Source organism: Algoriphagus sp. Y33, assembly GCF_014838715.1.
Taxonomy (GTDB): domain Bacteria; phylum Bacteroidota; class Bacteroidia; order Cytophagales; family Cyclobacteriaceae; genus Algoriphagus.
Genome location: NZ_CP061947.1, coordinates 5,442,283 through 5,467,430, shown reverse-complemented (window position 1 = coordinate 5,467,430; position 25,148 = coordinate 5,442,283). Strand labels below are relative to the sequence as shown.

General features: G+C 42.3%; 21 protein-coding genes. 14 read left to right on the top strand and 7 right to left on the bottom strand.

Annotated elements, in window-relative coordinates:
• Window positions 1-174: 174 nt before the first annotated feature.
• Together ID165_RS22400 and ID165_RS22395 are read right to left on the bottom strand one after the other, a co-directional pair.
• Window positions 175-2,505 carry a M1 family metallopeptidase gene (locus ID165_RS22400; protein ID WP_192347649.1) on the bottom strand — a complete coding sequence of 777 codons (2,331 nt, stop codon included), beginning with the start codon at window positions 2,503-2,505 and terminating at the stop codon, window positions 175-177.
• Between the two features lie 56 nt (window positions 2,506-2,561).
• Entirely contained in the window at window positions 2,562-3,143 is a 582-nt protein-coding gene (locus tag ID165_RS22395; RefSeq protein ID WP_192347648.1) for a HupE/UreJ family protein, read from the bottom strand.
• Window positions 3,144-3,226: 83 nt separating this feature from the next.
• Here ID165_RS22395 and ID165_RS22390 point away from each other — a divergent pair, with 83 nt between their 5' ends.
• The 8 genes from ID165_RS22390 (at window position 3,227) to ID165_RS22355 (ending at window position 12,578) form a co-directional block, all read left to right on the top strand.
• Window positions 3,227-3,718: a DUF6702 family protein gene (locus ID165_RS22390; RefSeq protein WP_192347647.1), complete on the top strand. Its 492-nt coding sequence runs from the start codon at window positions 3,227-3,229 to the stop codon at window positions 3,716-3,718.
• 304 nt (window positions 3,719-4,022) lie between these two features.
• Window positions 4,023-7,127: a TonB-dependent receptor gene (locus ID165_RS22385; RefSeq protein ID WP_192347646.1), complete on the top strand. Its 3,105-nt coding sequence runs from the start codon at window positions 4,023-4,025 to the stop codon at window positions 7,125-7,127.
• Between the two features lie 18 nt (window positions 7,128-7,145).
• Window positions 7,146-8,666, top strand: coding sequence for a RagB/SusD family nutrient uptake outer membrane protein (locus ID165_RS22380; protein WP_192347645.1), 1,521 nt, complete (start codon window positions 7,146-7,148; stop codon window positions 8,664-8,666).
• A 371-nt stretch (window positions 8,667-9,037) separates the two neighbouring features.
• A complete protein-coding gene (locus ID165_RS22375) occupies window positions 9,038-9,433 on the top strand; it encodes an RNA polymerase sigma factor (RefSeq protein WP_225586874.1) in 396 nt (131 codons plus the stop codon).
• The gene (locus ID165_RS22370) at window positions 9,411-10,697 is read left to right on the top strand and encodes a hypothetical protein (RefSeq protein ID WP_192347644.1); all 1,287 of its coding nucleotides are present in this window, start codon (window positions 9,411-9,413) and stop codon (window positions 10,695-10,697) included. Before ID165_RS22375 ends, ID165_RS22370 begins: the two co-directional genes overlap by 23 nt.
• 91 nt (window positions 10,698-10,788) lie before the next feature.
• Window positions 10,789-11,175, top strand: coding sequence for a 2-polyprenyl-6-methoxyphenol hydroxylase (locus ID165_RS22365; protein ID WP_192347643.1), 387 nt, complete (start codon window positions 10,789-10,791; stop codon window positions 11,173-11,175).
• A 3-nt stretch (window positions 11,176-11,178) separates the two neighbouring features.
• Window positions 11,179-11,715 (top strand): YceI family protein, encoded by a 537-nt coding sequence (locus tag ID165_RS22360; RefSeq protein ID WP_192347642.1) that lies wholly within the window; start codon window positions 11,179-11,181, stop codon window positions 11,713-11,715.
• The gene (locus ID165_RS22355) at window positions 11,715-12,578 is read left to right on the top strand and encodes a DUF5777 family beta-barrel protein (protein WP_192347641.1); all 864 of its coding nucleotides are present in this window, start codon (window positions 11,715-11,717) and stop codon (window positions 12,576-12,578) included. The genes ID165_RS22360 and ID165_RS22355 overlap by 1 nt, the downstream gene beginning before the upstream one ends.
• A 189-nt stretch (window positions 12,579-12,767) precedes the next feature.
• On the opposite strand, the gene ID165_RS22350 is transcribed toward ID165_RS22355, so the two are convergent.
• On the bottom strand, window positions 12,768-13,334 hold the full coding sequence (locus ID165_RS22350) for a 2'-5' RNA ligase family protein (RefSeq protein ID WP_225586873.1): 567 nt from the start codon (window positions 13,332-13,334) through the stop codon (window positions 12,768-12,770).
• A 246-nt stretch (window positions 13,335-13,580) separates the two neighbouring features.
• On the opposite strand from ID165_RS22350, the gene ID165_RS22345 reads away from it, so the two are divergent.
• Complete coding sequence (locus ID165_RS22345) at window positions 13,581-14,495, top strand: universal stress protein (protein WP_192347639.1); 915 nt, start codon at window positions 13,581-13,583, stop codon at window positions 14,493-14,495.
• A gap of 123 nt (window positions 14,496-14,618) precedes the next feature.
• Here ID165_RS22345 and ID165_RS22340 read toward each other — a convergent pair whose 3' ends face one another.
• The 4 genes from ID165_RS22340 to rbfA all read right to left on the bottom strand — a co-directional run bounded on the left by ID165_RS22340 (window position 14,619) and on the right by rbfA (window position 19,197).
• Entirely contained in the window at window positions 14,619-16,406 is a 1,788-nt protein-coding gene (locus tag ID165_RS22340) for an ABC transporter ATP-binding protein (RefSeq protein ID WP_192347638.1), read from the bottom strand.
• Between the two features lie 269 nt (window positions 16,407-16,675).
• Window positions 16,676-17,275, bottom strand: a complete 600-nt coding sequence (locus tag ID165_RS22335; RefSeq protein ID WP_192347637.1) for a hypothetical protein — start codon at window positions 17,273-17,275, stop codon at window positions 16,676-16,678.
• 294 nt (window positions 17,276-17,569) lie between these two features.
• Window positions 17,570-18,799: an FtsX-like permease family protein gene (locus ID165_RS22330; protein ID WP_225586872.1), complete on the bottom strand. Its 1,230-nt coding sequence runs from the start codon at window positions 18,797-18,799 to the stop codon at window positions 17,570-17,572.
• 11 nt (window positions 18,800-18,810) lie between these two features.
• The gene (gene rbfA / locus ID165_RS22325; protein ID WP_192347636.1) at window positions 18,811-19,197 is read right to left on the bottom strand and encodes a 30S ribosome-binding factor RbfA; all 387 of its coding nucleotides are present in this window, start codon (window positions 19,195-19,197) and stop codon (window positions 18,811-18,813) included.
• An 89-nt stretch (window positions 19,198-19,286) separates the two neighbouring features.
• Between rbfA and ID165_RS22320 the strand changes: the two genes are divergently transcribed.
• The 5 genes from ID165_RS22320 (at window position 19,287) to ID165_RS22300 (ending at window position 25,143) form a co-directional block, all read left to right on the top strand.
• Complete coding sequence (locus ID165_RS22320) at window positions 19,287-20,669, top strand: hypothetical protein (RefSeq protein ID WP_192347635.1); 1,383 nt, start codon at window positions 19,287-19,289, stop codon at window positions 20,667-20,669.
• A gap of 184 nt (window positions 20,670-20,853) precedes the next feature.
• Window positions 20,854-22,224, top strand: a complete 1,371-nt coding sequence (locus tag ID165_RS22315) for an ethanolamine ammonia-lyase subunit EutB (protein WP_192347634.1) — start codon at window positions 20,854-20,856, stop codon at window positions 22,222-22,224.
• Window positions 22,221-22,982: an ethanolamine ammonia-lyase subunit EutC gene (gene eutC, locus ID165_RS22310; RefSeq protein ID WP_192347633.1), complete on the top strand. Its 762-nt coding sequence runs from the start codon at window positions 22,221-22,223 to the stop codon at window positions 22,980-22,982. The genes ID165_RS22315 and eutC overlap by 4 nt, the downstream gene beginning before the upstream one ends.
• Window positions 22,963-24,276 carry an ethanolamine permease gene (gene eat / locus ID165_RS22305; protein ID WP_192347632.1) on the top strand — a complete coding sequence of 438 codons (1,314 nt, stop codon included), beginning with the start codon at window positions 22,963-22,965 and terminating at the stop codon, window positions 24,274-24,276. Before eutC ends, eat begins: the two co-directional genes overlap by 20 nt.
• 213 nt (window positions 24,277-24,489) lie before the next feature.
• Window positions 24,490-25,143, top strand: coding sequence for a DUF4433 domain-containing protein (locus tag ID165_RS22300; protein ID WP_192347631.1), 654 nt, complete (start codon window positions 24,490-24,492; stop codon window positions 25,141-25,143).
• Window positions 25,144-25,148: the final 5 nt, after the last annotated feature.

Sequence of the window (25,148 nt, the reverse complement as noted above, 5' to 3'; positions counted from 1 at the left end):
CGAAGCCCAGCCTTTTAAGCAGGATTGAGATATTTTGGGCTTTCATCCCTCACATCTAACTATTAATTCTAACCCGCTAAGTCCGGACTTGGACACAGCAAAAATAGTTGCGGCCTCTGCGTAAAACGCTGTGGTTAATTAACAAGAAAAGCCGACTCTCGCCGGCTTTTTTTACTATTGGTTCCTTTTTGCTTCTTTCATTGGATTACTTCCTGTAGATGCTCCCCTTGCGGCACCCGATCCTTTAAACAATTCAAACCGGCTTGGCTGATATTGTCTTGGCCAATAATTACTGGACTCATCAATATCGGCAGTTTCACGTTTAGGATCAAGGATAATTTGAGTGACTTCCTTCTCTTTTACAAACACCTTGGTAACTTCAGTTTCATTTTTTCTCCAGATTTCCACAGGGATTCTGTCTATCTCTGAAGTACCGTCTGCATACTGGAATTCGACAATAATCGGCATTACCAATCCACCTACATTTCTGAAGGTAATCTCATAGAAATTCAAATCACTTTCCATCAGTTCTTTTTCTTTCGGAGATAGACTGGCCATAAATCGCTTATAGCTTTCCTCATCTTCCGGAGTTACCGTGAAAGGATTATAAGAAGTGTAGAAATCGTGTGTTTCAGGATCTGTCTCGATTACCGTTTCTTTCACGTCAGTTCTATTGAACTCTTTAGAAACATAATCCTCCTCCCGGTCAGCTTCAGCCTTCATCCCGGCTTTCTTCTCTGCAGGAGTACGGTTATCCATCTTATAGAGTGCTACATTTTCAATTGCGATATCCACCGGCTCTGTGCCATAAAACCATCCTCTCCAAAACCAATCCAAATCCACGGCAGAAGCGTCTTCCATCGTACGGAATAAATCCTCAGGAGTCGGATGCTTAAACATCCATCTGCGGGCGTACTCTTTGAAGGCATAGTCAAACAGCTCACGTCCCATTACCGTCTCCCGGAGGATATTCAAGGCTGTGGCCGGTTTGGCATACGCATTTGGACCAAACTGTATGATGTTCTCAGAGTTGGTCATGATAGGCTCAAGGGTGTTCTTGGCACTTCTCATATAAGGGACGATCTTATGTGCCGGCCCGCGTCGGGAAGGGAAATTACGGTCCCATTCTTGCTCGGCCATAAACTGCATAAACGTATTCAGCCCCTCATCCATCCAAGTCCACTGGCGTTCGTCAGAGTTTACGATCATAGGAAAAAAGTTGTGTCCCACTTCGTGAATAATCACACCGATCATTCCGTTTTTGACAGCCTCAGAATACGTTCCATCCGGATCAGGACGTCCGTAGTTAAAGCAGATCATCGGATACTCCATACCATTGGCGGCTTCTACAGAGATCGCCGTTGGATAAGGATAATCAAAGGTATGGGATGAATAGGATTTGATCGTATGGGCGACTACACGGGTAGAGTATTGGCCGTATAGCGGATTGGCTTCCTTGGCATAATAAGACATCGCCATCACATCTTTTCCTCCCTGCTTCACGGCCATTGCATCCCAGATAAATTTACGGGAAGAAGTCCATGCAAAATCACGGACATTCTCTGCCTTAAACTTCCACGTTTTTTTCGATGTAGCTTTCCCTTTTTCCAGCTCAATAGCTTCATCCTGTGTACGTATGACTACGGGTGCATCGTAAGTTTTCTTGGCTTTGTTCCATCTATCCAGTTCGGTAGACGACAACACCTGACTTGCATTTTGCAATACGCCTGTAGCTCCGACCATATGGTCAGACGGCACAGTGATATTCACTTCGTAATTTCCAAAAACCAGTGCAAACTCCCCAGAACCCATGAATTGCTTGTTTTGCCATCCTTCAAAATCAGAATAGACAGCCATTCTTGGAAACCACTCAGCCATCGTATATAAATAGTTGCCGTCACTTTCGAAATACTCATACCCCGGGCGTCCGCCAATGTACCCTACTCTATTCGTGATGTTAAATGTCCATTCTACCCCGAAGGTGAAGCTTCCACCCGCTTTCAGGGGAGTAGGCAGATCAATCCGCATCATGGTTTTGTTCACTGTCACGGGAAGAGGATTCCCTTTGGCATCCTTTACTTCCAATACTTTGTATCCAAAATCCTCATTTGCCCAGATAAGTCCTTCAAGATTCCGAAGGGTCATCTTAGGATGGATGGAGCTTTCAGCTGCTTTTGGAGAATCAGAATCCAGTCCTCGTTGATTTTCTTCCAGCTGCACCCATAGGTAGGTCAGCTGATCGGGAGAATTATTGATATAAGTTACTTTTTCCGATCCTTTGACGGATTGATTGGCATCATCCAGTTCCACGTTGATCACATAGTTGGCCTGCTGCTGCCAATACATATGACCCGGCGCACCGGATGCAGTCCGGTAAACATTGGGAGAGCGAAGCATGGTGCCGAGCTGTTCAAAACGCTCTGCGTGATTCTGCTCCGAATGCTGCGCAAAAGCAGGGAAAATCCCCGTGATTGCCAGTGCAGTAAGTGCAATTAGTTTTCTCATAGTTACTAAATTGGTCAAAATACGCTAATATATATGCCTAGGCTTTGGGTTCTCTATTACCAAAATTTTGTTTCCAACATCAACATCAATGCAATGCCAAAAACCATGGACGCAACTATCAATGTCCACTCCTTTCTACTAACTCCTATAATTCCAACTAAAATGGAGGTGATAAGTAGAAATGCTGCGACTATAATCAGTTGGCCCAATTCCAATCCCAGGTTGAATGCAAGCAGTGGCTGCCAAATACTCGCTTCTTTTCCCAGAAGACTTCGGAGATAGGTAGAAAATCCCAGCCCGTGAATAAGTCCAAAGAACAAAGCGAAGATATAATTTAGGGAAATCCCTTTGCCGGAGGAAGGTTTTGGTCGGAGAATTGTGATGAACGCGGTGATCGCTATTGTAACCGGTATCAGAAACTCGATCAGATCGGAGTTCACATTGATCAACCTGAAGGTAGCCAGAGCCAAGGTAATAGAATGTCCAATGGTAAAAGCGGTCACTAAAATCACAACTTTGCGCCAGTCTCTGGGAATAAAGACAGCGCAGAGAGCCAGCACAAATAGAATGTGGTCGTAGCCATGGATATCCAAGATATGCTGAAGACCAAGACGAAAATATAATTGAAATGAATTCATAGAAAGGGTGAAATACCTCTAAAGAAGTAAATTGCGCAATTATACGGCATAATTAGCAGAAAAGACAGACTACAGAACACCAAATGCAACACTTTTACATATCCATGATCAGCTTGGGATGGCTGGTAGCCATGCACCCTTTTCACCTCAGTTTGACAGAGATAAAATGGAATGCCCGTACGGAGCAGCTGGAGATTTCCCAGAAAATATTCTGGGATGATCTGGAAATTGCCTTGAGCGGCTATCATGATGAACACATTGATTTTCTGAATCCTGCCAACAAGGATAAGCTCAACAAACAAATTGAGTCTTACCTGCTAGCACAGAATCTGATTTGGATAGAGGACAAAGCGATCACTCTAAATTTTATAGGATATGAAGTAGAAGAAGATGCAGGATGGTTCTACCTAGAATCGGAAAGAATAAAAGAACCTGCTTCTGTCAAAGTCAAAAACTCGCTGCTGATTGAATACTTCCCTGATCAAAAGAATGTAGTCCAATTTTTTTTTAAAGCAAATTCTCCCAAAAGCATAGTTCTTGGGAAGAATCAGGAAACGGGAACTTTAAATAAATAACAAAGCACCCGTCTTAGCAAGAATATTATCAATATCCCCTTCCCATTCCAAGATTATTTTTTTAAATAAGGACTGATTTATTATTTTTTTTATCAAAATCAGATTCTTAGTTAATAAATAATGAAATAGCGGAAATAGCTAATTTACAGGCATATTATATCGGAAATTAATATTTATCCAGAATATTATTGGCGGTAAACTTTTATCCTTACATTCATAGTCAAATCCTGTAAATAAGGATTTTACAATTTACCCATCTCAAACCTAACAGGTTAAACGAACCTGTTAAAAATTTTCTTAACTTATGTGTAAACCGATTTACCAAAAATCCCGGGCATTACCTCCATGGAACCTTTTTCATGGCTTTTTGCTCACACTTGTCCTGTTGATTTTCGCAACAGGAAGTATTCTCGCCCAAGGAAGAAATGTCAGGGGCGTGATCAAATCATCCACCGGCGAAACCATGCCTGGTGTGAATGTACTGATTAAGGGCACCACCACCGGTACAGCCTCAGATATTGAGGGCAACTTTAGCTTATCTGTCCCCTCGGACGAATCCATCCTAGTATTCTCGTTTATTGGCTACAGCTCCAAAGAGGTGCGTGTAGGAAATTCCAGCGAATTGAGTGTAGTGCTGGAAGAGGATCTTTCTTCCCTTTCGGAAGTAGTAGTAGTCGGCTACGGCACCCAAGAACGAGCCAAAGTAACCGGAGCCATTTCCTCTGTAGGCTCTGACGAAATTCGGGCTTTGCCTGTTCCAAGTTTGGCATCGGCCCTTCAAGGCCGTGCTGCCGGAGTGAACGTCACCAACTCTGGCTCGCCAGGCACCAATCCTATCGTTAGGATTCGGGGTATAGGTACTGTCGGAAACAATGATCCTTTGTATGTTATTGACGGGATGCCAGCAGGAGGATTAAATGAAATCAACCCTGCAGACATAGAGTCCATAGAGGTTCTCAAGGATGCCTCCACAGCTGCCATCTATGGCTCTAGGGGAGCAAACGGTGTGATCTTGGTGACAACCAAAAAAGGTAAAAAAGGAAAGCCGCTAGTGACCATGGATGCCTATTATGGATCTCAGCAAGCCTGGAAAACCCTTGACATTCTTAATAGAGATCAATACATAGCATTCGGTAGAGAGTTATTGGCCAATGCAGGTGATGAAGCTCCAGCACGGTTTGACAATCTGGGAGAATTTGCCAATAATGATATTGACTACCAGGATGAGATGTTCCGTACCTCCCCTATCCAGGACTACAACCTAGGAATATCAGGTGGTACTGACAATGTCCTCTACAATTTCTCTCTGGGCTATTTCGCCCAGGAAGGTATCATGAGAGGGACAGATTTCGAGCGGGTATCTATGCGCTCGAATACTGAATACAAAGTCAACAACAGAGTGAAAATAGGTCAGACACTGACTATTGCCTATTCCAATAGAAATATTGAGCCTTTTTCCGGGGGCAGGAGTCAATTGGAGCATATAGTAAAAGCCGTCCCTTACATTCCTGTCCGGGATGCTTCAAGGCTGGGTGGGTTCAGAGCTTCCGATAGAGTGGATGGTTCTGATCCAGAGAACCCGGTACTTAATGCCGAACTGAGGGAAAACAACAGTCAGGAATACAAAATCTTAGGCTCGGCTTATGTCAGCGTAAATATCCTAAAAGGACTAGACTATAAATTTCTGGTAGGTTTGGATGTGGGAATGGGGGATAATCTCCAATACAGCCCTAGTTTCAATGCAGGAGACTTTAGTGTTTCCCCTTTTGCTACAATCTCCAAGACTAAAACAAATTTTGTATCTCCACTTTTCAGCAATCAGCTGACCTATGAGAAAGATTTTGGCAAACACCACATTGATCTATTGGGAGTAATTGAGAGACAAACTTCCATATCTACTAGCTTAAATGGACAAGGACAAAACTCGCTGACCAATGATGTAAGAGAACTTCAAGGAGTAGAAAACCAGACGACCACAAGTTCCCGTACAGAATACTCGCTGATATCCTATGTAGGACGGGTTAATTATGACTATGCGCAGAAATACCTGGTAAGTGCAAGTATCAGGAGAGATGGTGGCTCAAGGTTTGGCCCTGACAATAAGTGGGGTACTTTCCCCTCCGTATCCTTAGGCTGGAGAATTAGCGAAGAGGGATTTATGAAAAGCCTGACGGCTGTGAGTGATTTGAAGTTACGGGCAAGTTACGGGGAGACCGGAAATGACAGAATAGGAGACTATGCCTATCAGGCCACCATCAACTCCAATTTGTTTTACAATTTTGACGACAATCTACTTACCGGTAGTACTATTACAGCCCTTGCCAACGCAGAATTGAAATGGGAAACCACGATCATGAAAAATCTGGGTTTAGATTTAGGTTTATTCAATGACCAGTTCAATCTGTCCTTAGAAATTTATGAGAATACCACAGAAGGCATGCTTCTCGGAGTACCTATTCCGCCTTCCTTAGGATATGATGGAGCACCGGTAGCCAATGTAGGAACTGTAAAGAATTCCGGTTTTGAAATAACAGCCGGATACGATCTACGTAAAGGCGATTTTCAAATGGGGATCAACGGTAATATGGGATTTGTAACCAATGAATTGACTTCTCTAGGGACAGGGAGCACTATATTTGGACCAGATTTCCAAGGAGATGCCATGACTCTTACCGAAGAAGGTCAGCCTATTGCATATTTCTATGGATGGGAAGTGGACGGCATATTTCAGAATAATGAAGAGGCTCAATCCGCCCCAAGGCAAAACCTACCGGACGATCTAAGTGACTATGACCCTACTATACATACAGCCGCAGGTGATATCCGATTTAGAGATATTAATGGCGATGGGATCATCGATGCTAACGATAGAGTAAACTTAGGCCACTATCTGCCTGACTTTACCTATGGTTTAAATGTTAATGCCTCCTACAAAGGATTTGACTTTACTATGTTCTGGCAAGGTGTATCAGGTAATGAAATATTCAACAATCTTCGTTACCATACCGAAGGTATGACTCGTCTGTTTGGCGCGAGTGATGTGGTTCTTGACCGCTGGACGCCTAGCAATACCAACACTGACGTACCGCGTGCAATTTCAGGTGACCCTAATAGAAACGCCAGGGCAAGTTCCAGATTCGTAGAAGATGGCTCTTATCTCCGTTTGAAAAACATCTCCTTGGGCTATAGTATCCCTAACACTGTTTTAGAGACTTGGAGCAAAGGGACTATTTCCAAACTTAGGGTATATGTATCTGCCCAAAACCTGCTGACATTCACAGGGTATTCCGGATATGATCCGGAAATAGGAGTAAGAACAGGCATCAATTCATCCCTTGGTTCCGGGATTGATTATGGGCAGTTTCCGGCAGCACGTACAATCATGGGAGGAATTCAACTTGCATTTTAATTTATAAAAGGAAAAATCATGAAAACAAGATCCACACTTTTGGCAATTATCATGTCTGTTGGTATGATCGCCTGTGATGAGGAGGTATTGAATCCGGTTAATCCCAACCAATTGGGAACTGAGACATTCTACCGTACCGGTCCTCAACTTGTAGCAGCAGTCAATGCTGTTTATGCCACGCTTCAGGGAAATAATTTATACAATAGAGAGTATTTCTTCCTTCACGATCTGCTATCAGACGATGTAGAAAGTGGAGGCGCACAACTTGAGGCGCCTAGAGCGCAAATGCTAAATCACGGCTTTGATGGCTCTAATCCTCTAATAGAGGCTAATTGGAGAGGATGGTATCGATTGATCCACCGTGCCAACCTCGTTCTGGAAAACGCAGATAATGCAACGGATAACATTACCGATGCACTCCGTTCTAGAATCGTAGGAGAAGCCTATTTCTTAAGGGGTTTAGCATTCTATGAGCTATCCACTTTATGGGGAGGCGTTCCATTGATGCTATCTACTGCCAGCACCCCTGAGGGGCTGCCAAGATCTACTCAGGAGCAGTCATTTGCGCAATCTCTGAGCGATCTCAATGAGGCAATCTCAAGGCTTCCTTTGAGTTCTACCTATTCTGGAACCGATGTGGGAAGGGCAAGTAAAGGCGCAGCCCAGGCAGTTGCTGCAAAGCTTCTCTTGTTTCAGGGTGATTTCGCAGGGGCAAAACCTTTCCTCACGGAGATTATCAACTCAAATCAATATTCGTTGACTGACCGGTATCTGGATAATTTCGAGGAGGAAAATGAAAATAACTCTGAGTCTATCTGGGAAGTCCAGTTTACGGAATCCTTTGGAAATGAAGGCGGATGGAATGCTGATGGCACAGGTATAGCTGAAGTGACATTCAGAGGACAGGAATATGGCCCAAATGCGTGGAGAAACTTGATACCAAACACGGGATTGGTGGCTGAATTCGAAAAACCGTCCAATGGAGCTCCAAAAGAAGACCCAAGAATGAGTTATAACTTCTATCGCCTGGGCGATACGTTCAATGCCGGAGCAAGTGTACTGGACGAAACTACGGTACAAGGTGATTTTAATAAGCCAAGCTGGAGAAAATATCAGACGATCTACAAGAGAGATAATGAAAATACCCAGTCGGGCATCAATTTCCGAGTGATCAGGTACGCAGATGTATTGCTGATGATGGCAGAGGTGGAAAATGAGCTCACAGGCCCCTCAGCAGCCTTGCCTTACCTCAATATGACCAGAAACAGGGCGGATGTAAAAATGCCTGAATATCCAACAGCACAGTTTCCAACAGGAACAAAAGAACAAACCCGCATAGCAATTCAGCATGAGCGAAGAGTAGAAATGCCTGGTGAGCAAGTTAGAAACCGTGATATACGAAGATGGAGACGATTGGGCTTTTTGGAGAGTGAACCTATTGCAGGCTACCAATCCAGAAATGACCTACTTCCTCTCCCAACCGTAGAACTGGATAACAATTCTGCACTAACAAATGCCGATCAAAATCCCGGGTATTAAACAATAATTCTAACCTATAATCTGAATAGCCGGGAAATCCCGGCTATTTTTTTGAGAAGTCCCTAAAACCACAAAGCACAGCAATTCGGCAAACTCACCAATCGAGAACCTTAGAAAACATTTAAAGAAAAAGACTTTACTTATTTTTAATTACCCACGCAACCAATTTATAAATCCTCTTGTATGGGCTAGAGCAAGCTTGGCAATGTGAAATCTGAAATTCTGGACAAAAAAATCTGGCAAGGTCTGGTAAATAAAAACCGTAAAGACCAAGAGGTACTGTATAGACTCTATTACAGTTATGGGATGAGTATATGCCTTAGGTATACTTCTAGCCGTGAAGGAGCAAAGGAATCCTGCATGATGGATTCATGGTGCTGTTTGCCGACCCTAAAAAATACAATCCCGATAAACCATTCAAACCATGGTTTAGAAAAGTATTGGTGAATCTCTGTATCAATTATTATAAAAAGCACCAACAGCAAGTCCATGAAACAGGTTTCGAATTTATTCCCGAATCAAAAGATTCCCAGCCAAGCGCTTTGGATGACATGCAGTACGATGAACTGGCCCGGTTGATCCAGAGATTACCCACAGCATATCGTACGGTATTCAATCTCTACATTCTGGATGGATATACCCACGAAGAAATAGCAGGGATGATGGATATCAGTATTGGAACCTCCAAATCCAATCTTTCCCGTGCAAGAGAAAAATTAAGAGAGCTGTTAAAACCCAGGAACCATGAGAAAGAAATCCTACGATAGGAGTGATAAGGAGCTGGATGACATTCTGAGGAAAATATCTGACTCTGCCGAGATTCCTTTCTCTGAGGAGGATTGGGAAGACATGCAAGCCCGTCTTGATCAAATTTCCACTCCCCCAGCTTCTTGGCTTGGAAGTAAAGGATTGGGCTGGGCTGGAGCAATATTACTAAGTTCAATGATTTCGCTGTCAATCTGGAACTCTCATCAGGAAGATCTAGATGCAGACCAAAATAGGATTGCCTATGAAACACAAAATAAACTGTCCATCCTGAATTCAGGGGATTCTGAAAGGTCTGAGAAAACCCAAGTAATGGATCATTCAGCCCAAGTAGGGGAAAACCCCATAATACCCGACATCAACAATAAGTTGTCTATGGGGTCAGTCGGGAATTCTTCGGTAAACACCCAAATTCAGAATTCAAAAAATTCAGTAAAGGTCATCCAAGCAGGCAAGAAAGGCCAACTATGGACACGGGGTAGGACATCCACCATTCCGGTAATTTCAAGTTTCAAAAACCCGGAAAACAATCCACTAATAATATGGGAGATCAATCAAATACCTCTAGTGGACTTAGGAGCCTTTCCTCTCAAAAAAAATGCTTCCCAAATTAGCGAAATCGAAGAGACACACACAAACCATGAAGAGGTAAAGGAAAAAAGGAACAAGCAATTTGCGGGTAAATTCAACGTCTCTCTTCAGGCTGCTCCGGATCTGAGCGGGATCAAACTGAACCAAGTAGGGAAGGCAGGTCAAGCCGTAGGAATAGGTGCTGAGTACTTTCTGCGACCTCAAATCAGTATTGCCAGCGGAGTCTTCTATTCCTTTAAACCCTACAGTGCTGATGATGGGTATCAACTTGGCTACGGTGATCAGCCTGACAGAGTGCTAGGCGAATGTGACATTTTGGATATTCCTCTCAACGTGAGATTTTATCCAATTGAAGGCAAGCTTCAGCGGTTTTTTGCCAGCGCAGGACTTTCTTCCTATTTGATGCTCAGGGAACATTATAAACTGGAATACAGGAATATCCAAACTGGCTACCCCTATTCCCATGAATTAGATTTCAAGGGAGCCAATAACCATTTCTTTGGTGTAGTCAATTTCAGTGTGGGATACGAAAGAAAATTAGGAAATAAATTAAGCGTACAGGTGGAACCCTACTTCAAAGTACCCATCACCGGTGTGGGAGAAGGAGACATTTCCCTGAAAAGCACCGGTTTATTTGTAGGACTTAAATTTTACCCAAACCTGCCAAAAAGGTAATAATCAGAAATAATCTTAATCAAGTTGCGCTCTCCATTTCAGGGAGTGGCAGAAATCTAGTTGTCTAATAAAAAACCAAACCTTACTTACCATGCAAACGAACATTTCAATTCAAAAACACCAGTGGGCCATTTTGGCGAGTTTCGCAGCGTTACTCCTTATTTCCATCTCCTGCTCTTCCGAGTCGGAAGATCAGTTGCCTCCTCCCACTACAGATAGGTGTGAGGACAGTAGTGCATCGCTTTCGGCCGATATCATTCCCATACTTCAGCAAAGCTGTGCAGTATCCGGCTGCCATGTGGCAGGTACAGGTAGGGTAGATTTTACGGTAGATGATAACATCATACAGTTTGCCTCCCTAATCAGCTCCAATACCCAATCGGGAACTATGCCTCCATCCAGTTCGGGCAGATCACTCAGCAGCGAACAAAAAGAACTCATCTTTTGCTGGGTAAGTGGTGGAGCAAAAGACAACTAAATTATGAAAAGATTAGTCCTTTTATCCTTTCTTCTCTCCATGGCAATGCAGGTTCATGGTCAATCCCTGCGCTCAGAATCGGGTTACGTCCGCTTTTTTAGCAGTGCATTAATAGAAGACATCACTGCAACGAACAAAAAAGCCACGGCGGTTTTCGATCCGGTAAGTGGGGAAGCCGTTTTTCTTATTCCCATCGCTGCATTTGAGTTTAGAAAATCCCTAATGAAGGAACATTTCAATGAAAACTACCTGGAATCCGACAAATTCCCTGAAGCTTATTTTCGGGGAAAAATATCCGGATATACACGGGGAAGTTCTCAATCCGATGCCGTGGCTGAAGGGGAGCTTACTATACATGGTGTAACCAAGCCGGTGAAAATCCAAGGAACCATCACGGAGAAGAGTGGAAAAATAGAGATGCAAGCAGTCTTTAATGTCGTATTGGAAGATTACGATATTGAAATCCCCCGGCTCATGTTTCAAAATATAGCCGAAGAGGTAGAGGTAAGTATAAAATTTGAATTTAAAAGCCAAAACTAATGGATTTAAAAAAGCACTACCTCATTTTATTTGTTTTACTTATCACCCTTTCTGCCCAAAGTCAGGATATGCTGGAGCAACTGAGAGCGCAATCCGGCGTGGAGCCGGAAACTGTTTTGGGTACGTTCAAGGGGACTCGGATAATCAACGGTCAATCGGTAGAAACCAGGGGAAAGGGGAACCTCGATGTCATTATCTCTCACCGATTTGGAAGAATAAATTCCGGAGGATACAATCTGTTTGGTCTGGATGATTCAAATGTAAGGCTGGGATTGGAGTACTCTTTTTCGGATCGGATTACGGTGGGATTTGGCAGAAATTCTGTCAACAAAGTATACGACGGATTTGTAAAAGGTCGGATTTTAGAACAAAAAACCGAAGGAATGCCACTCTCTGCTACTTGGGTAAGTGATCTCTCTCTCTATAGCCTTAAAAGACCTGAGTTACCCATGACTTTCCAGCGAAGGCTCCGATACGTTCATCAAGTTATAGTAGCCCGTAAGTTCAGCCCCTTATTTTCTTTGCAACTTATGCCCACGTTGGTTCACAGAAACTTGGTTTCCACGCAAACAGACCCCAATAATCTGGCAGCACTGGGGATAAGCAGCAGATTGGCACTCTCAAGAAGAGTCAGTCTGACAGGAGAATATTACTATAGGTTTGGAAAAGAGCTACCAGGGCATAATTCCCTTGGGATAGGGGTAGATATAGAAACAGGTGGCCATGTATTCCAACTGCATTTTACCAATTCCAACGAAATGACTCCTGCCGGCTTCATCCCCTCCACTCAGGGAAATTTCTTTGATGGGGATATTCATTTCGGATTTAATGTGGCAAGGTCATTTCAGCTTGGAAGGAAGTAAACCAAAAACGCTGTAATGTCTATGTTTTTTAGGTTCTATTACATCAATTGGCCTATTTCAAGGATTTGATACTCTTAAATCCTCCCTTTGAATTCCGAACTGGCAGAAAGTTAACTGGCTATCTGTAAAGTAATTTCACTAATACGATTCCTTCCCTTGGGCTATTCCAAGGGAAGGAATTTGCGGTGTTTAACTGACACTCTTTAATCCTCCCCCCACTTTTATTTCTTTGTACAAAAACCATCGGCTATTTAATCTCTTTAAAAGCCAAATTTCAGAAATCTCCATTTCCCCATATACATTTAAATCCGATGAAAATTGAACAATATTTTGAAACTGAGGTTTTTTAATGTCTTTGAATGCTACGGTCATATGGGGGTGATAATTCCGGTCACTCAACTCCTCAACCAGATTCAGCTCTCTTTTACAGAAAGTTCTTAGTTCCTTTTGAAAAACATATAAGTTTTCTCCCGCTTCTACACCTAGATAGATAACCCGGTCACCAAATGTCTTCACTCCCTGTATAGTCAAAGTCATGGGCTCGTAAGCGCCAATGAAGCCCTCAAGTTTCTCTATTAGCTTTTCTTCTTTCGCTTGATTATATACAAAGGGCATTTTCAAGGTAATATGTGCAGGTGACTTTAGAGCATATTTAGCTTGGTAGCGATCTTTGATATCCAGCTTTAACTTGCGCACACGCTCCTGAAGCTCACCCTCAGGTACGATTGCCAGAAAATACTTTTGCATCACTTTCATGTGTTTGTAATTTGATTTCATTTGGCCACATGCCCGCCTGTCGTCGGACAGGGAATCTCTCATGGTTATAATCATCCCAGTGTGTGTTCCCGTACGTACGGGATCATTCCTACCTAAAGGCGGTAGGCAGGCTCGATTTCATCCCGCTAAATTACCTCGAAAAGGAATTCACAAGCTAAAAACAAAAAAACTGTTCGATAAACTGGATCAAAGCTTTAAATTAAGGAGAATTTATACTTAAGAGCTATGAAGCATTTTTATAAGGCCATGATTGGTCTTGATTTGACTGAGATGGATGATATCCTGATCAAGAAAACGATTGTGTACCTGGATTTCCTCGGGATAGAAAAATGTTACTTTGTTCATGTAGCAAAGGATTTGGCTGTGCCGGATGAAATTCTTAAAAATCATCCCGAATTGTTAGCTCCGGGAGATGAGTCCATAGAGGCGCTGATCAAAGCCAAACTTTCTGAATTTGATTTCCCTACCAATATGGACATTGAAGTCTTTGCTGAAGAGGGTGATCACCCGTTAGATACATTTCTTCGCTGGGCAAAGATCAAAGATGTAGATCTTATCATCATGGGGAGAAAAGAAGAACTGGCAGGAAGTGGATCTCTGGCTAAAGGAGTTGCTAAAAAAGCACCTTGTTCTATTTTACTATTGCAAGAGAGAAGACCTCCGGGACTGCCTAAGAAAATCATGATTCCTTCAGATTTCTCAGACCATACAGATTTGATCTATGATTTCGGAGAGAGGATCTCGGAGGAATTGGGAGCAGAGCTTATTCCTGTCCACCTATACGAAGTACCTCAGGGATATTCTAAAACAGGTAAAACATTTGAAGAATTTTCTGAAATCATGAAGGAAAATGCCCAAGAAGACTTCAGACGATTCATACAAAAATTTAATCACCCGGGTTTGACCTGTCGATTTGTCCTAAATAACGGAGAGGGCCAAGGCAAAGCACTGCTTGAAGAAGCTCAGCAAGTCGGAGCGGATATGATTTTGCTTGGATCACGCGGCAGAACAAAATCAGCCGCTATTCTTCTTGGAAGTGTCGCCGAGAAATTAGTCATGGTAAATAATATTCTGCCTATGCTGATCTTTAAGAAAAAAGGTGAGACAATGGGTTTCTTTGAAGCCTTATTCAAGGTTTAGACTGTAATCATACCTGAATCTCTTTGCCCTCCGTATTTATAGCGGAGGGCTTTTTTATTCAAACAGCAAAACGTCATTGAATCCATTAGCTTGATCAACATCAATTTCAACCCGCAACTTGGGTTAATCCGCGAACTGCAAACGAACGAGATTGGCATAAAAACCGGCTTCTCTACCCAAAAGATCGATATGATTGCCTTCTTCTATGATTTCTCCGTCGCTGAGGACATATATTCTATCCGCCTTGCGGATAGTTGCCAATCGATGCGCAATAATAATGGTAGTTCTTCCTTTCATCAACTCATCCAATGCCTCTTGCACCAGCGACTCGGACTCAGCATCCAAAGAAGATGTCGCTTCATCCAAGATCAAAATTGACGGATCTTTCAGAATAGCACGGGCTATTGCAACCCGTTGTCTTTGACCTCCCGAAAGCTTTACTCCGCGCTCACCCACTAAAGTATCCAGTCCTTCAGGAAATTGAGAAATAAACTGCCAAGCATTGGCTTTTTTCGAGGCTAAAATAAGTTCCTCTTCGCTCGCTCCCGGCTTTGCATAAGCGATGTTCTCTCGAATTGATCCTCCAAACAGCAGCACTTCCTGAGGAACCATTCCTACATGAGAACGAAGATTCTGCAAATCCCATTCGCTTAACGGACGATCATCTACGTGAATTGACCCTTGTTGCACATCATAGAATCGCATTAGCAATTGAATAATTGTTGATTTACCCGCACCTGAGTGACCTGCCAAAGCAACTTTTTCTCCGGGGTTCACATGAAAAGTCAGATCTCGCAATACTTCCATTTCTGGCCGTGTAGGGTAATGAAAACCTACATTTCTGAAAGCTATCTTTCCTTGGAAATCAGTAGCCTTTGTGCCTGAGACGGACTCTGGTTCTTCCTCTAATATTTCCAATACACGCTCAGAAGAACCTATAGCTTTTTGAACTTGACCATAAATATCTCCAAGTCCAGCTATGGATCCCCCAATAAATGTGGTGTATAATACAAAAGAGACCAACTCACCCACGCTCATTTCACCGGAGCTTACCAGACTCGCTCCGTACCACATCACCCCTACTATCCCCCCAAACAAGGCAAATATTATAAACGAAATAAACGCTCCTCTGTACTTGGCTGCCCTTAAGGCTACTCCAACTACCCTATTTAATCCACCTCCGTACCTGGCAGATTCGAACGCCTCTCCCACAAAGGATTTTACCGTGCTGATCGACTGCAGCGTTTCCTCAACTATCACATTGGCAGCCGCAAGTTCATCCTGGGTACTTTTGGAGAGTTTTCGGATAAATTTTCCAAAAACCATCGCTATCACCACTAAAACAGGAAAAGTAGCAAGCATGAATAAGGTCAATTTGGGCGTGTTAATCATCAAGAAAATCACACCGGCTACAAGTGTAACCACCTGTCGGAAAAGCTCAGCCAAGGTCACAGAGAACGTATCCTGAAGCATACTCACATCAGAAGTAATTCTGCTTATCAATTCTCCGGTTCTACGCTTGTCAAAAAATGTCATAGGGAGCCGCAGCATCCTGGAGTACAAAGCCAATCGAATATCCCGCATGGAACGCTCGGAGACTAAAGCAAAAAGCCAAACACGAAAAAAGGAGAAAATACTCTGTACGGCCAAAATTCCCACCAATAGCAACGCGATGGAGTTTATATCACTGACTATCCAATCCGTACCCTGAGCGGTATCTATAAGCTTGCCGGCTACATAGGGAAATGTAAGTAGAGTTAATGACGAAAAAACAAGGAAAACCAATCCTAAAAAGAATGCTCCCTTATAAGGCATCAAAAACTGAAAAATGCCTCCCAGTTTGCTTAAATTCTGCTTATTCAGCTTCCTTTTTTCGCTCTCATCTAAAGCAGTTCCTCTTTTCTTAGCCATCCGTTGATTTTGGTATTGAGGGGACAAACTTAAGGCTTTTTTGCAAGGATTACTTAAGTAAAAGAGAAAGGATTTAAGATCAATTTCGATTAATAAACCCTTTTTAGAAAGTATCCCTCTCACTAATGCCTCTAACTAAAAAAAATCAAGAGAGCGTGAAATTCTTTTGTATCCTCAGATTTCCAAGTCTCCGATATACTGCATAATTGCTGAGGGACAAAACCATGCTTAAAATAAAGCATGCAGGCCAGACATGAGGAATGAAGGTACTATCTGCCCAATTGCGCATCAACCAATTCACGCTTCAGCTTACGCTCGCGATCCAACATATTTTTGCGGTGATTGTCAAATTCTTCCTGTACTTCAGCCAAATCCTTCTGGGCTTTTCTAATTTTTTTGAAGCTGCTGAAATACTGAAAAGAGAAAATGGCCAGTGCTCCTGCAAGTACAGCCACCACAATCCACATCATGGAAGAATAAACTGCCTTGTGAATTCCCATCCCCAGAAAAGAAAAATTATCTTTCTCGGCAATCGCTTCTTGCTTTTCTGTCTCTGCTATGGCCAAGATAGCATTCAAATTCTTGATAGAATCTTTCTCACTTACTATCAAAAGCTTAAGATCCCCTACCTCAGTTCTCATCGTGCGCATTGAGTCCAAAATATTAGATTTGAGCTGATCCAGATTGGTTCTTTTCACAACCTTATATTCCTGAAAATTATTAGAAACACTGTAGATATAGTCAAACTGGCTATCAATTGTTCCCGACTTAAGTGATCCCTTTTCCTCATTGTCTTCTTGCGCAAAAGAAAATGAAGGCACGGCTATCAAAGAAATCAAAATAAGGAATAGGGGCAATACGCTCTTCATTGGATAATCAATTTACAATCTAGGGTGAACTACTTAGGTGACCAATAAACATGCCTTTGAAAAGAAATGCAAGTACATTTTTTTCGATTGAAAATGGCCCTGTTGACGCTTTCACAAATCCTGCCTGATTAACAGCAACTTACCGCAAGTTAAAAACTATTTTACTGCCGCAAATTTCTGTATAGCTGAAAATGCTCTTCCAGCGATCGAGCCGCAAATTGCCCGGGTATTAAGCTTAGATCGGAATAAAATGAATACCATTACTTTGCATATGTTTCGGTATGTGAAACTCCTTTAAAGTTCTTTGACGGTATCCACCTGAGAAGCAATCCAGGCAGGCCTTGAAGAAGCAAGAAAAGTAATCCCTATCATGGCTAGACTAATCCAGAAAAAATCACTCCAGATCATTTTCACAGGATAAGCATCTACTACGGCCGAGGAAATTCCAAGCGATATCAACCCATAAGACTGCTGTAGCCAGCAAACCAGATAGCCCAAAACTAGCCCAATCAGTGCACCGCTAAAAGCAATTAGCACCCCTTGCTTCAAGAAAATTCTTTTGATTAATTTCTCCGGAGCACCCATTGCTTTCAGCACCGCTATATCTTTCTTCTTTTCAATCGCCAACATACTCAGCGAAAAGAAAATATTGAAGGAAGCTATCGCCAATATGAAAGTCAATGTGAGGAATACAAATAGCTTTTCCATCTTGACCGTACGAATAATTCCCGCATGCTGTTCGTCAGTATTTTTGACCATAAAATCGGCTCCTAAATGATCTTTTAACCTTTTTTGGACTTTGGCGATAGAATGTCCTTTGGCAACTTTCACTTCCAATGAGGTCCTTTTATCACCATACTTCAGTAAATCTCTGACAAAGAAAAGCGGTGCAATCACATATTCATCGTCAAACTGACGCTCACCAATACTGAAAAATGCTACAGGATCCAGTACGGCAGACTCATAGAACTGTGAAGGATCAATCGACGCTGCACTTCGAGGGGCTTTGGGGTAATAGATTTTCAGAGGGACATTCACATTGTCCAGATTCACCGAAAGGAAAAAACCGACGCCTCTCCCCATGATTGCTGCTGGATTTAATTCAGTGCCAAGCGTAGTGTCACCCCAAAAATAGCCTCTGGCAAATCTCTCCTGATCCAAAAAATTTTCCGAGACTCCTTTGATCCTGCCTATCATCTGATTGCCATTATAATCCAGCAAAGCATTGTCTTCTATCACCTCCGTGAGAATAGCCACCCCTTCCAGATTTCTAATACTATCGAGCCATTCTTCGCCGGTCACAAAGCTTTTCCCCACCGCAGCTTCGATTTTCAGCTCTGCATCAAAGCTTGCAAAAAGTCCGCGAATCAAATCCTCCAACCCATTGAATACAGACATCACTATCACCAAAGCCATCGTACCTACAGCGACTCCTATCATAGAAATTCTGGACAAAATGGTGATGAAATTCCGCTTCTTCTTACTGCGAAAGTACCTGGAGGCTATAAAAAAACTAAGATTCAACGGTCGCTTGATTAATCCTCTTCTTCCTGATCTTCTTCCTCAGTTGGAGCAGGCGGTATGGCAAGATCGGAAATCACCTTGTCCATATGCTGCGCATAAGCGGCAGAATCATCAGGAAAAAAGGCGATTTCTGGGATAATACGTACGGATTTCCCGATTCGCTTGGCTAGCTGATGCCTGATTTCCTTTTTGTGGTCATTGATAAGATTAAATGTCGCTTCAGGATCAGCTAACAAAAAGCTGAGGTAAACTTTTGCCAAACCCAAATCAGGACTCATCATTACGCGTGTAATCGTCACCATAGCGCGACCGACGAGGTGTTTTGATTCTTTTTGGAAAATATCACCAAGTTCTTTTTGGATCAGCTTGGCGTATTTCTGTTGTCTTTTACTTTCCATATAAAGTATTTATGGTACAAATTTAGCGAAATAGTTGGGCAAGCTTTAATTTCGGGCAAAACCAACCAAACACTCTTCTCCAATTTACTTTGTTCAGCTTTTTTAAATTAAATGATCCTTTCAGGCTAATCGGCATAGGAATATACGTTCTCCTGCTGACATTCGTCTATTTGGCACTTATTCATTTCCCTCTTACCAATCCCCAATTGATGTGGATGCTTCTTGGTGAGCGCTTGGGCCAGGGATATTATTTATACCAGGACATCATTGATGACAACGGTCCCCTTTCAGCGGGATTTTTCACATTCATAGATTTGCTCTTTGGACGCAGCCTGCTTGCGTACGAAGTGGTAGGCAGAATTCTAATATCATTCCAGATACTGTACTGGAATTCCATGTTGATCAAATTTAAGGCTTTCGATGTTAATACCTATCTGCCTGCAATCATTATGGCAGCATTGTTTCATTTCTCATTTGACTTGCTGAGTTTGAGTCCGGCACTGTTGGGCAGTACCTTTTTGATATTATCGCTTGGACAGCTTTTTTCCCAAACAGTTCTGCAGAAAGACACCAGTGAATCCACTTTGCTAATTGGGATATATGCAGGCCTGGCTACTGGCTTTCATCCAAATTACATCCTCTTTCTACCCTATATGATCTTTACTGGAATCGCAATCAGCAGCTTTTCCTTCCGTCAATTGATGCTTTCTCTCGTTGGATACTTCCTCCCGCTGTTACTGATTACGTTATTTTACTTCTGGAATGATGGGCTGGAAGAAGCCATTCAGATTTGGCCGCTTACATTTCTTTCAGAGAAATATGAGTATCAGTCATTATTGGACTGGCTGTTCTTGGGAATATTTCCTCTCCTGCTTGCGATAGCGGGATATTTTATGGCTACTGTATTGCGAGGCTCTACAATCAATCAGCAAAAGCAGCGTCAGCTTGTCATCATATGGTTACTTTTTTCCGTGGCTCAGTTTTTCATTATCAAAAAACAAGCTGCTTATCAGTTGGTGATTCTGATACCCGGGCTCACCTATCTTATCACCCAATTTTTCTTGAATATTAGAAAAGAGATTATTGCCAAACTTGCTTTCTACCTTTTGGTGCTGGGACTTCCCTCAGTTGCGCTATGGTACTGGCAACAAAAAATCACCGGTTCAGAGTATTTCGTAGGCCAAAGCGAAGTGAAATATTCCGGAAATATATTGGTATTGGGGGATGATCTCTCACCTTACCTGAATGGAAAACTAGGCGGTCCATTCCTCAATTACCGATTGAGTAAGCTCTACCTTGAGCAGGATCGTGATCTAAGGGAAAAAGCCCGGCTTTTTCAAATGCTTCAAAAACAAAAACCCACAACTGTAGTGGATCCAAATGGGGAATTTGAAAAATTATTCAGACAATTTCCCGCCTTGGAGTCACAATACAGTAAAACTTCCCCCGGTATCTTTATATTGAAAAAATAGAAAGGGCAGTTGGGCATGACGGCAACATGAAAAAAGACAGAACAACTTCCCGGATATCCTTTTTGATGTTTTCGTCAAAAAAGCTCACACGTTAAAACAAGCTTTTAGAGCCCGCTTATTGTTAATACCTTAATCTATTTCGTTCATTATTGGAGAATTACAAATAAATCAGCATTTTCATTGCATGGTTTACAAACACTCCCTTGGAAATTTCTGCTACGCCTTTCCTAATCTGAAAAGCGTTCTGGCGAAAGCATCTTCCGAAAAGTCCGGGGATCAAATGGCAGGATTGGCTGCTATAAATGAGCAGGAACGAATCGCCGCCAAACTGGTTTTGGCTGATATTCCTTTGAAACAGTTTTTAAGCGAGGAAATTATTCCCTCGGAAATTGATACAGTCTCTCAGCTAATTCAAGAATCCTTTGATGCCAAATCCTTTACATCTATTTCTCACTTAACAGTCGGCGGTTTTCGCGATTGGCTGTTGGCTTATGAAACTGACGGTACAAAGATCAGTCGGCTATCTTCCGGTCTCACACCCGAAATGGTAGCAGCTGTCAGCAAAATCATGGCAAATCAAGACTTGATTCTGGTAGCTTCAAAGATTCGAGTGATTTCTAAATTTCGTAATACTCTTGGCTTAAAAGGCCACTTTTCTACCCGCCTACAACCCAATAATGCAACCGACGATGCCAAAGGCATTATGGCAAGTACGATAGATGGACTTTTGTACGGTGTCGGAGACGCGGTCATCGGAATAAATCCTGCCTCAGATTCAGCAGAGTCCACCTTGAAATTGCTTGAAATGCTAGACAAGCTTAGACAACAATATGAAATCCCAACTCAAACTTGCATCCTTTCTCATGTAACCACCACCATTGAGCTGATCAATAGAAATGCACCCGTTGATTTGATCTTCCAATCTATCGGAGGAACAGAAAAGACAAATTCCAGCTTTGGATTCGACCTGAGTATTTTAGATGAAGCTTATCAGGCTGGTTTAGCCTTAAATCGAGGAACAGTTGGAAACAATTTCATGTATTTCGAAACCGGCCAGGGTAGCGCACATTCAGCCAATGCACATCAAGACGTAGATCAGCAAACATGCGAAGTTCGCGCTTATGCGGTCGCAAGAAAATACAATCCCCTACTCGTCAATACTGTGGTAGGTTTTATTGGCCCAGAATATCTTTACGATGGTAAGCAGGTAATCAGAGCTGGTCTGGAAGACCATTTTTGTGGCAAACTCATGGGTTTGCCCATGGGCTGCGACATCTGCTACACTAATCATATCAACGCTGATCAGGATGATATGGACAATCTCCTTACTTTACTTGGGGTTGCCGGCTGTAATTTCATCATGGGAGTGCCGGGCGCGGACGACGTGATGCTGAACTATCAGAGTACCTCATTTCACGATCAGTTGTATATCCGCCAAGTGCTTGGTCTCAAAAGAGCGCCTGAGTTTGACGAGTGGCTGGTAAAAATGAACTTATCAGACAAAAGTGGGAAACTACTTGACATCAATCCCGGAAGTAAACTTTTGGAAATATGAGCGATTCTTCCAATTCCTGGGAAAAGTTAAAGGAATTCACCGATGCCAGAATCGCATTAGGAAGGACGGGTGGCAGCCTCAAAACAGCTGAACTATTAAGTTTTCGAAAAGACCATGCACTGGCAAAAGATGCTGTTTGGACTGCGCTGGACTTTCCTCTATTGCAGCGAGCGTTAGAGAAATTAAACCTTCCTCACCTTATGCTGAACAGTGAAGCCCAAGACAGGGAAACCTACATCAAACGTCCGGATCTGGGGAGAAAACTCAGTAGAGAATCCATCGCAACAATAACAAATTCAAATCATGCACCGGCAGATATTTCCATCCTTGTCGCAGATGGTCTTTCCGCTAATGCCATTTCAATCCATGCGATTAACTTCCTAGAGGAATTTTTACCCTTGATAACCCAATTTTCACTGGCTCCTATTTGTCTGGTCAGTCAGGCTAGAGTTGCAATCAGTGATCAGATAGGAGAATTATTTTCCAGTAAACTATCAATTATCCTGATCGGGGAAAGACCCGGTTTGAGCTCTCCCTATAGCATGGGGATTTATTTGACATATAACCCAAAAGCAGGAAATACGGATGAAAAAAGAAACTGCATTTCCAATATTCGAACCAGCGGTTTGCCCTATGCTTATGCAGCTGGAAAACTCGCTTTCTTATGCTCAGAAGCACTGAGATTGAAACTTTCCGGTGTCCTCTTGAAGGATACTTTTGACCATCATCTCCTAAAAAATGAATCAGGAAAAAACTGAATTAAAACGCACGCTGGGGCCTTTTATGCTTTGGGGCTTGGGTGTAGGCTATGTGATATCAGGAATGTATTTCGGCTGGAATCTTGGACTTGCCGAAGGTGGTACATTGGGCTTGGCAGTGGCTACATTTTTTATCATTATTATGTATGTGACCTTTACCTTCAGCTATACTGAGATGGCCTGCGCTATTCCCAAAGCAGGAGGAGCATTTGATTATGCCCGGTTGGGATTAGGGAAAAACTGGGGATTCTTGGCAGGAATGGCGCAAAGCATTGAATTTATATTCGCTCCACCGGCCATAGCTGCTGCAATAGGTGCCTATTTCAATGTCTTTTTCCCTGAAATCAGTGTCACCACCATAGCGATTGGCGCTTACCTCATTTTCACTTTTATCAATATTACTGGTGTAAGATTCGCTGCCTATTTTGAATTGGTCATCACTATTATCGCGGTTCTTGAGTTGCTGATTTTCTCAGGAGTGAGTTTCACCGCATTTGAGTTTGAAAACTTAACTACCAATGCCTTGCCCAACGGCTGGGGTGGAGCCTTCGCAGCAATACCTTTTGCGATCTGGTTCTTCTTAGCTATCGAAGGCGTGGCAAATGTGGCGGAAGAAGCCAAGAACCCGCAACGGAATATTCTGATTGGATTTGGCTACGCAATCTTGACATTGGTGATTTTATGCGTTTTGACGTTTACTTCTGCAGTAGGAGTAAATGGTTGGGAAGCCATCGTTTACCCTCCCGGAAGTGCTGAGCCATCAGATTCTCCCTTGCCGCTTGCACTGGCCAAGATCGTCGGAGAAAGCAATATTCTTTATCATCTATTAGTTACAGTTGGTTTGTTTGGTTTGGTTGCTTCCTTTCATGGGATCATTCTGGCTGCAGGCAGATCAACTTTAGAACTTGGCAGAGAGCGCTACGTGAGTCCTTTTGTGGGAAAAGTAAATGCGAAAACCAAAACTCCTGTCAATGCGCTTCTAGTCAATATGGGCATTGGAATTTTGGCATTGCTCACTGGTAAAACAGGCGAAATTATCACCATTGCATGCTTTGGTGCCTTGACGCTTTACATTGTCTCTATGATTGCATTCTTTGCTTTAAGGAAAAATCATGCAGATTTAGAGAGACCCTTCAGGGTACCCCTTTTCCCCTATTTCCCAGCTATTGCCTTGGTGATTGCTGTAATTGCCATGGTGGCCATGAGCATCTACAATTTGACTTTAATGGCAATTTTCTGGGGATTGGTAGGTTTTGGGTATGTGAGTTTTCGATGGTATCAGAGGGAGGGGTAAAGCTCTGAAAATTGCTCTCTAAAATAATAGGCCAAAAAATATTTTTTACTTACTAAAAGAAAAAAATCGATTAGCTTCTAGAAAACAGTAATTTTGAGAATGCAAAGAAATTTAGGGAACTTCAAATTAAAAGTTGTCAATAATTGTCGTTGCTCACAATGTGACAAATATCTTTTTCTTGTTTATGACCTAAATTTTGGCTAATCTGTCCTAATGAATTTGGAGCAAATAAAAATCTATAGAATACTCCATATTGAGAATATCCCTCATGTTCTTGCCAACGGTATTACTCATAAAAATTCTTCAAATTCAAATCCTGATTTTGTCGGAATTGGTGACCTAAGCCTGATTAGTAATCGAAAAACGAGACGGGTTAATATTGATAACGGTAGTACATTTGTGCCGATTGAAGAAATCATACTAGGTGAATTCACTCCATTTTACTTCGGTGTTAAAATGCCGATGTTGTATGTAATACAGCATGGAGGAAATTTTGTAGAAAAAGCAAGTAAACCTGAAGATATAGTTTACCTTGCATGTTCCTTACAATCGATAGTTAACTCAGAATTGATTTATTATTTTTCGGATGGCCATGCGACAGATTCACTAACAACTTTCTATAGCAAAGAAAAAATTACAAGTTTACCAGCAATTATTGACTGGGATTCTGTCACTAAATCATACTGGGGTGGGCATGAAAATCTTAATATTAAAAGAAAGAAACAGGCTGAATTTTTAGTAAAGGGAGACATTCCGACTGACTTCATTATTGGATATGTTTGTTATTGCGATTCTGCAAAGATTAAGCTCATTGAACTCGGCATTAATGAGCAAATAGTTAAAGTTATTCCTAATGCATATTATTAATCCAT